We start from the raw sequence: 13,706 nt of genomic DNA, 5'->3' as shown, positions 1-13,706 counted from the left end.
AATTCAGAGAGAATTTTTGCCATTCTGCGGTAATTACATGTTCCGACGGTACTGTCCGCCCACTTCATAAAGAGCTTGTGATATCTGACCCAGTGAAGCCACTTTTACTGTTTCCATCAGTTCTTCGAAGAGATTACCATTTCGCCGGGCAACCTTTTTCAATCGCTCCAATGCTTCGTCAGCTTCATTTTTATTTCGCTCTTGAAATGCCTCCAGGTTGTCGATCTGCTGCTTTTTCTCCTCTTCAGTAGAGCGAATCAAATCAATTTCCCTGTCATCTTCCTCAGAAGTACCTTCACTTTTAAACGTATTCACGCCAATAATCGGAAGTTCACCGCTGTGTTTTTGAGATTCGTAATAGAGACTCTCCTCCTGAATCTTTCCACGCTGGTACATACTCTCCATGGCGCCCAATACTCCACCGCGATCTGTGATACGGTCAAACTCTTTCAGAATTGCTTCCTCTACTAGATCGGTCAGCTCCTCAATAATGTATGAGCCCTGAAGTGGATTTTCATTCTTAGTCATGCCCATCTCTTTGTTGATGATGAGCTGAATAGCAAGTGCCCTCCTCACAGAAGCTTCCGTAGGAGTAGTAATTGCCTCATCGTAGGCATTGGTATGCAGTGAGTTACAGTTATCGTATATCGCCATCAACGCCTGAAGCGTGGTACGAATATCATTAAACTGAATTTCCTGAGCGTGCAGTGAGCGTCCGCTGGTTTGGATATGGTACTTCAACTTCTGAGAGCGCTCATTCGCTTCATATTTATTCTTCATGGCAATTGCCCAGATTCTTCTGGCAACACGACCAATAACTGCATATTCCGGATCAAGTCCGTTGCTGAAGAAAAATGAAAGATTGTGAGCAAAATCATCAACGTCGAGTCCACGAGAGAGGTAATACTCCACGTACGTAAATCCGTTAGCCAGAGTAAAGGCAGCCTGTGTAATCGGGTTTGCACCCGCTTCTGCTATGTGATATCCGGAAATCGACACCGAGTAATAATTTCGAACACCGTGATCAGTAAAATACTTCTGCATATCGCCCATCATTTTCAAGGCAAACTCTGTCGAGAATATACAGGTGTTCTGCGCCTGATCCTCTTTTAGGATATCAGCCTGAACCGTACCCCGGACAACTTTAAGTGCCTGTTCCTTCATTTTTTGATACGTTTCATCGTCAATTAGCTGATCACCTGATATGCCTAATGTGCCCAACCCAAAACCATCACTGTTTGTGGGAAGCTGTCCCGAATAATCTGGTGCAGGAAGTTTTTTATTATTGAAAATCGCCTCAATTTTCTTTTTAACTTCTTCCCATTTACCATTTTCCTTCAGATACCGCTCCACTTCCTGATCAATTGCAGTATTCATAAACATTGCCAGAATCATCGGAGCCGGACCGTTAATTGTCATCGATACCGAAGTTGTCGGGGCTGTCAATTCAAATCCTGAATAGAGTTTCTTCATATCGTCCAGCGTACATATGCTCACGCCGGAATTTCCAATCTTTCCATAGATATCAGGACGGTAAGCAGGATCCTCTCCGTAAAGCGTCACTGAATCAAAGGCCGTTGAAAGGCGTGCTGCCGGCATTCCCTCACTCACATAGTGAAATCGCTTATTTGTACGCTCAGGAGTACCCTCACCCGCAAACATTCGAGTTGGATCTTCTCCTTCTCTTTTAAAAGGAAATACCCCGGCCGTAAATGGAAAATAGCCCGGTAAGTTCTCTTTTAGAGCAAACTTTAGACGATCACCAAGATTTTTGGTCTTTGGCATGGAAATGCGTGGAATTTTCGTACCGCTGAGAGATGTTCTGTAAAGCTTATTCTCAAACGTTTTATTTCTGATTTTTACTTCGAACGTTTCTTGTCGATACCTATCAAAAAGGTCGTCCCAGCCATCAAGTATTCTCTTTGGAAGGGGATCGAGCTTCACCGACCAGTGCTCTTCCATCTCTTCCATTTTGGAGATCATCAACTCTTTCTCATCCGGATTCCAGTTCTTCACCTGTTCGATTGTACCGCGAACCTGATCAAGTTTTGAAGCGATATTTACCTGCTCTTCAGTCCATTGATGATAATTCTCAATCGTTTCTGTGATTTCGGAGAGATAGCGCTGTCGCTTACCGGGTATAATCGCCTGTGTATGAAGATCCTCAGCGGGTTCACTGTTTGTGTATAACTCCGGAGTCCACCCAAGTTCAAAGTGGTGGTTAATTCTATTTACAATCGCGGTAAAGAGCCTATGGACACCATCATCATTAAATTGAGCAGCAATGGTCGGGTAGACCGGCATCTCTTTCGGATCAGTGTGAAACTCACCCCTGTTACGCTGAATCTGTTTTCTGATATCGCGAAGAGCATCCAGAGAGCCTTTCTTCTCAAATTTATTCAACACTACAATTTCAGCCAGATCAAGCATATTGATCTTTTCAAGCTGGGTAGCTGCGCCATATTCGTGAGTCATTACATAAATTGGAATATCACAGATATCCACAATTTCTGTATCACTCTGACCAATACCACTTGTTTCAACAATAATCAGGTCGAAACCGGCAGCTTTGTAAATTTCAATCGCACCCTTAACTGAATCACTGATCGCTTTATTTGAAGCACGAGTAGCCATGCTCCTCATATACACCCGCGGTGTATCGATGCTATTCATACGAATTCGATCACCTAAAAGAGCACCTCCGGTCCGCAGTTTAGAAGGATCAATAGAAATCACCCCGATATTCAATTCTTTAAACTCTGTTATAAACCGGCGTATAATCTCATCCGTAAGAGAACTTTTTCCCGCACCACCTGTACCGGTAATCCCAAGAATAGGAATTGATTTATCTGATTGATCTATTTTTTTTCCAGATAATTTTAGACCTGTCTCATCAAATGAAGCGATATTGCTTTTTTGATTCTCTAAAGCCGAAATAGTCCGTGCAATAGAGTTCGTATCTTGCTTCTTAACGCCGGCAGGGTCTATGGGGGCAACTTCAGCTGTGTCAAAATCACACAGCTCCATCATGTGGTTGATCATTCCCTGAAGCCCCATTGTACTTCCATCATCAACAGAAAAAATGCGTGTAACACCGTAATCGTGAAGCTCTTTAATTTCACGATCTACAATCACACCACCTCCTCCTCCAAAAACTTTGATGTGAGAAGCATCATTCTCCTCCAATAGGTCAACCATATACTTAAAATACTCCATATGACCGCCTTGATAAGAACTGATCGCAATCCCCTGGGCATCCTCCTGAATGGCACAGTTTACAATTTCGTGAACCGAGCGATTATGCCCGAGATGAATCACCTCAGCTCCTGTACCCTGCAAAATACGTCGCATGATATTTATGCTGGCGTCGTGTCCATCAAACAGACTCGCTGCTGTTACAAACCGTATTTTATGGGCCGGAGTATATTTTTCAGGTGCCTGTGTTCCATTTGACTCGGACTTCTTGGATGATGAGCCTTTCTTTGTGATTGTACCTTCTGACATAAAAAAATAGCCTTACTTATTTCAATTCATGTTGGTGGAAGCGATTCCAAAATATAATAATTTTCATGGTCAATCTTTACCCATGAATAAAAGATGAACACTTAATTACTATATACTGTGCGCTTTTTGACAAAATTAAATTGAGTTTGACATATTCGGTTTAGAATCGTTCAAATAGCTGACCGTTCTCTGAGGAAATGGTATGACAATACCCTCTTTGTCAAATATCTTTTTAATGCTCTCTGTGACTTCACACTGCAATACAAACGCATCCTGAGCATTCTCGGCCCAGGCCCAACCACGAATCATAACTGAAGAATCCAGCAGACTCAAAACTCTGACCATAACTCGGGGAACATCATTTTCAATATCTTCCGGTTTTCGTACGTCGATGTTCAGTGGATTTTTTTCGATCTCTTCTGCGATAATTTTTTTAGCCAGGTCAATATCCGAACCATAGCTGATCCCAACGTCAATAAAACGGCAAATTTTAGATTCATTAAAATTGGAATTAATCAAAACCTCGTTACTGATAACAGAATTAGGAATGATAATACGTTGATTTTCAAAATTGCGAATCACTGTATGGCGTAAACTAATATCTTCCACAATCCCTCTTAGATCTGTCCTGAGCGTAATTCTATCATTTATCACATAGGGTTTATAAATCACAATAAACAGACCGCTGATTATATTTGCCAATGCCTGCTGAGATGCAAAACCGACCGCAATTGCCAAAATACCGGCACCGGCCACCATTGACTGTGCAATATGTTCAAGGGCCGGAATTCTCCAAATGGCAAAACTAAAACCGACTATATATATAATTGTAGATAAAGAGTGCTCAATAAATTTATAGTTCGTAAGGTCTTCATCTTCAGTGGCTTTATTAGCTATAAATTTTTTGAATAACCTTTTGGATACTCTTGCAAATAAAACAGTTGCAATTATTATTATAACTACGGTTATTGGGAGTTGGTATTGACTGATAATGTCTGATAACATGTTAAAAATCATTATTTGTAGTGTCTTTGACTGAATTTTCAGAATCTGTTTCCGGTATCTGTGGCAGTTCAATTGAATCATCATCCCGGTTCGGAAATGTAATCTCTGTTTCTGAAGTAAATCCTTCTCTTACAGGAATGGATCGTTGAACAGCATAGGGTTCAGGTTTTTGATAAGGCTCTACAGATCCAGCGTCCCATAAGTTATCCTCATTTTCATCATGATAAATAATAGCACGGTATTCCAAAGGAGGGAGATTTTCAACTTCAATCATTGATCCAGTAAAGGTAGTATCAATAAGAATGCTCCTGTCCATATCTTGAATTTTCAGACGAAGAGGTAGCTCTTCTTGTCCGTTCACAACCGTAAACTCTATACTTCCAAGTTGATTTCTCTGCCAAATTTCCGGGTTTATTCTTAAATACTCTGATTCCCAAGGATCCCAGACCCTAATTTCGTATCTAAGGCCACTCTCCCAAACACTGTCCTTTGGAGAAATTCGCAAAATGTGACGATCTATTTCAAAATTTGGCCAATCATCAAACATTCGATCACCTTCAAATACCAATAACGAATCGGAAATAGTATCGTCCTCAATAAATTTAGAATAGGTTATTTCAAGCGATTCATCCGGGAATAGTCCATTTTCTGAATTATGTGATATGGGTCTTAGAGCGGTAGTATCCGGCTCTGAAGAACCTCCAAAAGGATCAATGTTGACCTCTAAAGGATTTCCTGCCAGATCGTAGAATTCATTAGGCTGTACTGTGAAAATCTGACCTTCTTGCAGAGGATCTTCAGATTCAGCAAAAAAAACAGTTGGGTCTGATTCTTGTTTGTATAAAGGGTAAGCTGTTGTAATGCTGTTTTCAAGGGTGTCTTCAACAGATATAAATGCATTCGGTTCCCACTCGACCTCTTCACTGTTTCTAATTCTCATTCTCCGCTCAGAGAGTAGCCCAACTCCTTCCAAAACCGGTGCTACCGTATCAGGCATTGAAACAAATAAAGTACCTAAGTCAAATTCACCGTTTTGCTCCAATTCGAATCGTTCTAACGAAAACGGTTGTGCAGCTTCCCGCTGCTGCTCCCAAATGCGGTTTCCATTGACATCATTTACCCAAATTGCTCTGTATTCCCCCTCACTCAGATAACCAAAGTTCACAACTCCGGCTGTATCACTTTCAGCCACATAGTTCGCCCGTGATGAGAAATCCACAGGTTCACGATATAAAAAGACTCTTCCGCTACTCTCCGCGGTTCCTGTATCAGCATCCAGAATTTTTGCCGTCACCGAGCCCTCGTCCAATACATCACCGGTTGAAAGTGCTAGGTCAAATGAGTTTGTCATCTTATTTCTTTGGGTATCAGTAACATCCGATCCCAATTTTACAACCAGGGTGGTGTTCTCCGGAAGATTATCCTCAAAAGAGATAATTGCAGTTTTTCTACGAAAATTGACCTCAAACGGTATAGCCAAATCCGGTTCAATACTTACGTTTTGCCGAACCGAGTTTCTTTCTACAAATTGATCGAACGTAAACCGCACCTCATCACCCGAAAAGTTAGTTGTACCGACCTCAGGAGAGGTTTCTAAAACTTCCGGCCCTTGTCTGTCCGGCGGTCCCCCGGTTGGTGCTACTGGAGTGGCACAGTTAACAGCAATAATCAAAGATGCAAGAAGAGTGAATCCAAAATAGATAGCCCGATCCAGGCCTGATTTTTGATCTGATTGTTGTTCTCTGTTCATGTAATTTATGACCTGCAAAGTTACTGCTGCAAATATATGGAATTTGAGCTTCGATTCTTATTCATCTGACTCATTTATTTGTCAGTAAAAACAATTTGTCGCACGTATAACCATAATTTATTACCTATTGAAGTTGAAAAAGATATTTGATCTCTATCTTAAAAGCAGTGTTCATGTGGGACTTACTGTGAGCAGTTTTACAGCTATAACGTATCTTCATCTAGAGATTCCGGTTAATACTGAACTAATTATCTTCTGCTTCTTCAGCACCATCATTGCCTATAATTCAGTCAAATACCTGGATTTGATTATACAAACTAAAAGCTCACTCTCCACAAATTTAAAAATCATTCTAATTATTTCCGGGCTGGCTCTGGCAGGTACGGCCTATTTCATTCAAATATTTGGATGGATTGAAATACTTTACCTGGCAATATTGAGTCTTGTCTCCTACCTCTATTCCCACACTCCAAGCAACAGATTTAAGAATTTAAGAAGCATCACGGGATTAAAAATAGTAATTATAGCAGTGGTTTGGACGGGTACTACAGTTATACTCCCCGGCTTAAATGAAAATCTTATGAGTGAAGCACGTTTATGGAGCGAAACATTTCAACGATTTCTTCTTGTTATCATTTTAACATTACCCTTTGATTTGAGGGATCTTCGCGTTGATTATGGAAAAGTTAAAACTATACCTCAGCTAATGGGGATCAAACAGACCAAAATTTTCAGCGGCACGTTGTGTGCTCTGGTTATTATATCGGAGGTATTATTTTCATACAAACCATTAGCTTCAAGTATCATGTTGATTGCAGTTACGGGTCTTCTTTTTTTATTAACAGCTAAACTCACCCTTTTTCAATCGAAATACTTTGCTTCTTTTTGGGTAGAAGGGATTCCCATCGCCTGGTTTCTAATTCTCTATTTATGATCATGGACTAAATTACAGCTTTAGGATTGTCACTCACTTCCCTATTTTTAATCTTTTAATAATGCATCATAAATTGACCATGTACATTAATAAGCCTGCGTCCTATACTGACTATTATGAACTTACTATGGCGCAGGGATATTTTCTCTCTGGAAAGTATAAAAAATCAGCCGGGTTTGATTATTTCTTCAGAAAAATTCCATTTAAAGGCGGATATGTAATTTATGCCGGTTTAAACGAACTGATTAAAACAGTTAAAAATCTCAACTTCAGCGAAGCAGAAGTTGAGTATCTGAGAAAAGAGGGTTTTCAGGAAGAGTTTTTGGAATATCTGAAAACCTTTGAGTTTAAAGGAAATATATACAGTGTAAAAGAAGGCGAAATTGTATTTCCTACAGAACCGGTTCTCAGAGTGGAAGGCAATCTTCTTGAAACTCAGCTCATAGAAACTCTTTTACTCAATATCCTAAATTTTCAATCTTTAATCGCTACAAAAGCAGCTCGTATCAAACTGGCTGCAGGCGAAAACTCTGTAGTTCTGGATTTTGGCTTAAGAAGATCTCAGGGGCTTGGTGGCATCCACGCTACACGTGCAGCAATGATTGGAGGATTTGACGGAACCTCAAATGTTTACTCAGCACAACGATTTAACGTACCCGCCGGTGGAACAATGGCTCACTCCTGGGTTCAGTCATTTGATTCTGAAATCGATTCCTTTCGCATGTATGCCAAGTACTATCCGGATGATACCACTCTGCTCGTAGATACTTATGATACACTAGGATGCGGACTCCCAAACGCTATCAAAGTGGCCAAAGAGCTGGAAAAGCGTGGTCATAAAATGAAAGCTATACGTCTAGACAGCGGTGACCTTGCCTATTTTTCAAAACAATCCCGAAAAATGCTGGATGATGCCGGTTTAGATTATGTTAAAATTGCTGCCTCAAACCAGCTGGATGAACGGGTAATACACAGCTTAAAAACACAAAACGCGCCTATCGATATTTATGGTGTTGGAACTCGTCTTGTCACCGGACATACCTCTCCGGCACTCGATGGTGTATATAAACTAAATTCCGTGAGTGGATCTCCAAAACTGAAAATTTCTGAGAATATTGAAAAGATCACGCTTCCAGGTAACAAAAAGATTTATCGATACTGTAACGATGACGGTACTTTTTATGGAGATGCCATCCTATTTGATGATGAAAACGTTATTGAACGAATGCATCACCCAACATTTCCCGCAAAGAAAAGTGATTTAACCAGCAGAACGTTTGAAGAGTTGTTGAAACCTGTCATCAAACAAGGGAAAATTGTTAGTGAAATATCTGATATTCAGAAAATTGCCGACTATGCAAGAAAACGTTTATCACTTCTGCATCCGGAGTATAAACGACTCGAAAACCCGCATATTTACAAAGTGGGAATCAGCACAAAACTGATGGAAAAACGAGATGTTCTTTTAAAAATTTTTAAATCCTAAAAAAATGAACGCACTTTTAATAGTTGATATACAAAATGATTTCTGTCCCGGCGGAGCCCTGGAAGTTCCTGCTGGAGACACAATCATTCCTACTGTGAATAAGCTCATTGATTATTTTGATGTAGTTGTACAAACCCAGGATTGGCATCCGGTAAATCACTCCTCCTTTGCTTCATCACACGTCGGCAAAGAACCTTTTGATACAGTTGAAATGGATTATGGAACTCAGGTTCTTTGGCCGGACCATTGCGTTCAGGGATCAGAGGGAGCTGAATTTCATAAGGATTTGAATACCCTGAAATCTCAGGTAGTTATACGGAAAGGATTTCGTAAAGCGATCGACTCGTACTCCACATTTTTTGAAAATGATCAGAAAACAGCAACTGGTTTGAAAGGATATTTGAAGCAGCGCGGAGTTACAGATCTCTATACGGTTGGGCTGGCAACTGATTTTTGCGTGAAATGGTCGATTTTAGACGGTATAGATGAAGGATTTATCATGCATATTGTAGAAGACGCTGTAAAAGGAATTGATCTGAATGGCTCACTTGATGAGGCCTGGGATGAGATGAAAAAGAAAGGCGTTAAAGTAACTCAGTCAAAGGATATTTTATGATATCTTTCGTTGAAACTGCTGAGTGAAACTCCTATATTTTCAGTCTTGGATTTTTTGGAGAGATGCCAGAGTGGTCGAATGGGCTCGCCTGGAAAGCGAGTGTGCCCGCAAGGGTACCAAGGGTTCGAATCCCTTTCTCTCCGCATTTACATTTAACTCATTATCTACTCCTTTCTCATTCATTCGGTCAACAAATAGATAATCATAGGGATGAGAAGCCTGCCCCGCCGAAGGGAAATTAAGCCCTCAGGCGCAGATCGGGGAATCCCTTTCTCTCCGCTCATTCTTCGTCAGACGGCTTGAGTCCGTCAGACGAATGAAAACCCACCATAGGACCTGTATATAAACTCCGTGTATCCTTTTATATTTTCAGAGGGATGATAATAGCTTTTCACTTAAACCTTATTTAGTACGCTTACTGGCAACATTAAGCTATATACAGCTAAATTTAGCCAAATCAGTAATTAAAACGCTGTCTTGTGAAAGCTTTTACGGGCTCCCCGTCCTGACGAGCCGGACGGAACCTCCACTGCATGGCTGCACGTATCACGGCATCCATCAATCCGTATTGAACAAAAGGCAACTCCTCATAACTGTCTCCTGCTTCATTATAGAGGCGTATTTCCATTACGCTGGCCTCCTCAACACTCCCATCCCGATCAACTAAAAAGTTTACAATCATTTCTAATCTGTCTTTGTATTCATCCGGAACAGCCTCAGGTGCTGTAGCCTCAACAATTCGAACAACTGTAGGCGGAATTTGTGGATTACCCACAATACGCTCCTCGTCGCCAATTTCACCGGTACCGAGCCCCTCTTCTAATTCAGGTAAATCCGGAAGATCTAGATCGAGTTCCACATCCAGCTCAATTTCAACAATTTCCTCACTCGGAACCGGATTGGGTAAAATGGGTCTCGGTGGTGGAGGTGGCGATGTCTCTTGTCTGGTAATTTCAATTTCGTCCAGAAAAACTTGTTCCTGAGTCGGTATTTCGTAATTTAATTGTGGAATATATTCACTTGAAGGCCAGTATCTTATCATAATTATTAACAAAACTTCTACCATGATAAGTGCAAGCAGATACCGATTTCGGTATACCGGCTCTGGGATTCTGCGTTCTGTAGATTCTTGAGTCAAATTCTAAAAAATATATTTTAAGCCTTACAAGTACCTAAACTAACGAATTGTAACCTGATTTGATTTGACTGTAGAAAAATTTATTTCAGGTCCAGAAGAGCTTTTCTGATAAATCCGTCATTTTTGAAAAGCTCTTTCTCAGCCTGCGGTTTATCCAAGTTACCTAAAGCCATCAAAAGTGCCGTTTTAACGTGATAATCAGCTTTATCTAAATAAAGTGTAGCTTCTTTATACTCAAGACCGGCAAGCATCATTACAATTCGTTTTGCTCTCTCCTCCAGTTTTTTATTCGTTAACTGCAGATCTACCATAACGTTTTGATATACTTTACCCAAACGAATCATCGCCCCGGTGGTAAGCATATTGAGAACCATTTTCTGGGCAGTTGCACTTTTCATTCGTGTACTTCCCATAATTACCTCCGGTCCTACCGGAATATCAATCATGTGATCAACCTCAAGATCAACCTGATCTGAAGAAACCGTTGTGACAAAGATTGTTGGCGAACCTATTTTTTTTGCTTTTTTAATAACCCCGTGAACGTAAGGAGTTCGGCCACTTGCAGCTAAGCCAACAACGATATCATTCGAAGTAACATTTAACTGGTCCAACTCTTTTTCTCCCTCTTGTTCACTATCCTCGGCCCCTTCCTGGGCAACAAACATCGCTTCTTTACCTCCGGCAATAAACCCTTGAACAGTTTGGGGATCAGTACCAAATGTGGGGGGGCACTCAGACGCGTCTAAAACACCTAATCTTCCGCTGGTACCTGCTCCAAAATAGAGCAGTCTCCCACCCTTTTTTAACCCGGACACAATAGTTTCAATAGCAGAGGCAATTTCATCTAACCGAAGTTCAACGCTTTCAGCAACTTTTTTATCCTCGGAATTTATGATAGAAACTATTTCACGGGAATCTGCTAAATCAATCTCTCGACTAGCAGGATTTCGTTGCTCAGTTAAAAGTTTTTCAAGCTGTTTGAATAATGTTTGATCTTGCTTCACAAATTACTTCGTTCTGTTTTTCCACCAATGATCTGCAGAAGAATCTGCAACAACTGATGTTTGATTAGCTTCTGCCTCATTCGATCTGCTTTTGAGAAGAGAAGATACAATAGAAATGACTTCCGGATTGTGGTTTTTAAAAAGTTCATCTACAACCGGTGTATAATGATTTTGAACAAAATGCGTATCGTAATTACCGTTGAAAAATGATTCATGTTGAAGTGTAAATTCACAAAACGGTATAGTTGTACGTACACCTGAAATTTCATATTCATTTAGTGCACGCAACATTCTTTTTATTGCAGAGCTTCGATCCACACCGTGTGTGCACAGTTTGGAGATCATAGGGTCATAGTTAATCGTTACTTCTTGTCCCTCTTCCACACCTGCATCCACCCGTACACCCGGTCCGGCAGGGATTCTATGCCTATGAAGTACACCCGTACTCGGCAAAAAGTTATCGGCCGAATCTTCTGCATAAATTCTGCACTCAATAGCGTGGCCATTTGCTACAATATCTTCCTGCTTGAAAGGTAAATTTTTACCCTCCGCAATATCTATTTGCAGTGCAACCAGATCTAGTCCGGTTATTAGTTCTGTAACCGGGTGCTCTACCTGAAGCCTCGTATTCATCTCCAGAAAATAGAAATTGAGATGTTTATCAATAAGAAATTCTACAGTACCCGCACCTACGTAATTACACGCTTTAGCTGCATTTACAGCCGCCATCCCCATTTTACTTCTGAGCTCCGGAGTTAAAACAGAGGAGGGTGCCTCTTCAATAACTTTTTGATGTCGCCTCTGAATTGAACATTCTCGATCAAACAGGTGAACTGTATTACCCTGCTCGTCAGCAATAATCTGGAATTCTATGTGCCGAGGGCCTTCGAGGTATTTTTCAATGTAAACCCTGTCGTCTCCAAAAGCATTTTTTGCTTCTGATTTTGCTGCTTTCACACTTTTGTCAAAGTCCGCGGGGTCGTGAACAATACGCATTCCCTTTCCACCGCCACCGGCAGCTGCTTTAACGAGAACAGGGTAACCGATCTCATCTGCTATTACCCGGGCCTTATCGATATCTTTCATTGCCGATTCCGTTCCGGGTGGATAAGGAACATCAGCTTTTGCCATCAGCTCACGTGCCTTGGTTTTATCCCCCATCAAATTGATTGCACTCGGCTTTGGCCCGATAAAAATAATTCCGGCTTCCTTACATTTTTTGGCAAATACGGCATTTTCGCTTAGGAAGCCATATCCGGGATGAACTGCATCTGCACCTGTATCTTTTGCAGCCGAAATAATCTTCTCCATTGAAAGATAACTCTCGGAAGAGGCTGCTTCACCTATAAAGACAGATTCATCAGCAGCTACAACATGCGGTGCAGTGGCATCGGGCTTGGAAAAGACGGCGACAGTTTTAACTTTTTTTTCTTTACAGCTACGAATAACACGCAGGGCAATCTCCCCGCGATTTGCGATAAGAACCTTTTTAATTTGAGGCATGAATAGATTTTAAAACAGGTTATCTTTAAACATGGATGGTATAAGAGTCCATGGATTCTTCGTTTCTTCTTCCCAAACATAGTGCTCATGGTCTATAAATTTCAACCATAAGATTTCACTCATTTTTTCGGTAGCGTCACGATTTGGATCATTGAGATAACTTAAAAGTCGAATATCTATCGTGGATATCTCCCTTAAAATCTCCTCATCGTGCAAATTAGGTATGAATTCGATCGGATTATTGTAGTAGCTATTATCATCCTTGAATCCGTTCAAATGTACATTGATATCGTAATAACCGGAAATCGCCAATACTTTATCGACTAGCTTTGGATACTTCAGTGCGAAAACAAGAGAATGATAAGCCCCTAATCCGGTTCCGGCTGTAATTAAATACGGGTTTGTGTTGTACTCCTGGATAAATGGCATCACTTCATCCTTGATATACATTTGGTACTGATTTTCGCGAATTACGCGGGTATATGGGTCTACATCTTTGTTTAGAAAACTTTCGTTATCTAGCCCATCAACACAAAAAAATTGATTGTAACCCAGATCAATCTGTTCTTCAACGACATCCATGATACCCTGATCTTCCCATTCAAAAAAATTTCCTTGTTCTGTAGGAAAAATCAATACAGGTGTGCCCTCTTTACCAAACACCAGCATCTCCATTTCACGACCCAATGTTGGACTTTTCCACTTTCTATATTCTCTTTGCATAGATCAATTGAATTTTTCAGTTATTGAATATTGGCAGCATGCA

The 13,706-nt window shown here is 40.8% G+C and carries 10 protein-coding genes and 1 tRNA gene; 4 read left to right on the top strand and 7 right to left on the bottom strand.

Annotation, left to right across the window (positions count from 1 at the left end; all coding sequences use genetic code 11):
* Window positions 1-33: 33 nt before the first annotated feature.
* The 3 genes from ACESM0_RS03180 to ACESM0_RS03170 form a co-directional block, all read right to left on the bottom strand.
* The gene (locus tag ACESM0_RS03180) at window positions 34-3,504 is read right to left on the bottom strand and encodes a methylmalonyl-CoA mutase family protein (RefSeq protein WP_372903569.1); all 3,471 of its coding nucleotides are present in this window, start codon (window positions 3,502-3,504) and stop codon (window positions 34-36) included.
* 135 nt (window positions 3,505-3,639) lie between these two features.
* Window positions 3,640-4,509, bottom strand: a complete 870-nt coding sequence (locus tag ACESM0_RS03175) for a mechanosensitive ion channel family protein (RefSeq protein WP_372903567.1) — start codon at window positions 4,507-4,509, stop codon at window positions 3,640-3,642.
* Between the two features lies 1 nt (window position 4,510).
* Entirely contained in the window at window positions 4,511-6,259 is a 1,749-nt protein-coding gene (locus ACESM0_RS03170) for an Ig-like domain-containing protein (RefSeq protein WP_372903565.1), read from the bottom strand.
* Window positions 6,260-6,392: 133 nt separating this feature from the next.
* Between ACESM0_RS03170 and ACESM0_RS03165 the strand changes: the two genes are divergently transcribed.
* The 4 genes from ACESM0_RS03165 to ACESM0_RS03150 all read left to right on the top strand — a co-directional run bounded on the left by ACESM0_RS03165 (window position 6,393) and on the right by ACESM0_RS03150 (window position 9,438).
* Window positions 6,393-7,193, top strand: a complete 801-nt coding sequence (locus ACESM0_RS03165; protein WP_372903563.1) for a hypothetical protein — start codon at window positions 6,393-6,395, stop codon at window positions 7,191-7,193.
* Window positions 7,194-7,272: 79 nt separating this feature from the next.
* Complete coding sequence (locus ACESM0_RS03160) at window positions 7,273-8,679, top strand: nicotinate phosphoribosyltransferase (protein WP_372903561.1); 1,407 nt, start codon at window positions 7,273-7,275, stop codon at window positions 8,677-8,679.
* A 4-nt stretch (window positions 8,680-8,683) separates the two neighbouring features.
* Complete coding sequence (pncA, locus tag ACESM0_RS03155; RefSeq protein ID WP_372903559.1) at window positions 8,684-9,295, top strand: bifunctional nicotinamidase/pyrazinamidase; 612 nt, start codon at window positions 8,684-8,686, stop codon at window positions 9,293-9,295.
* A gap of 56 nt (window positions 9,296-9,351) precedes the next feature.
* Window positions 9,352-9,438: transfer RNA gene (locus ACESM0_RS03150), tRNA-Ser, on the top strand.
* Between the two features lie 314 nt (window positions 9,439-9,752).
* Here the strand turns inward: ACESM0_RS03150 and ACESM0_RS03145 are convergent.
* From ACESM0_RS03145 to ACESM0_RS03130, 4 genes are all read right to left on the bottom strand, one after another.
* A complete protein-coding gene (locus ACESM0_RS03145; RefSeq protein WP_372903557.1) occupies window positions 9,753-10,337 on the bottom strand; it encodes a hypothetical protein in 585 nt (194 codons plus the stop codon).
* Window positions 10,338-10,513: 176 nt separating this feature from the next.
* Window positions 10,514-11,437, bottom strand: a complete 924-nt coding sequence (gene murQ, locus ACESM0_RS03140) for an N-acetylmuramic acid 6-phosphate etherase (RefSeq protein ID WP_372903555.1) — start codon at window positions 11,435-11,437, stop codon at window positions 10,514-10,516.
* A gap of 3 nt (window positions 11,438-11,440) precedes the next feature.
* The gene (gene accC, locus ACESM0_RS03135; protein ID WP_372903553.1) at window positions 11,441-12,940 is read right to left on the bottom strand and encodes an acetyl-CoA carboxylase biotin carboxylase subunit; all 1,500 of its coding nucleotides are present in this window, start codon (window positions 12,938-12,940) and stop codon (window positions 11,441-11,443) included.
* Window positions 12,941-12,949: 9 nt separating this feature from the next.
* A complete protein-coding gene (locus ACESM0_RS03130) occupies window positions 12,950-13,663 on the bottom strand; it encodes an alpha/beta hydrolase-fold protein (protein ID WP_372903551.1) in 714 nt (237 codons plus the stop codon).
* Window positions 13,664-13,706: the final 43 nt, after the last annotated feature.

It is taken from the genome of Rhodohalobacter sp. (assembly GCF_041686455.1).
Taxonomy (GTDB): Bacteria; Bacteroidota; Rhodothermia; order Balneolales; family Balneolaceae; genus Rhodohalobacter.
Note: the sequence above shows the minus strand (reverse complement) of the source record. Positions and strands in the feature narration are given on the sequence as shown.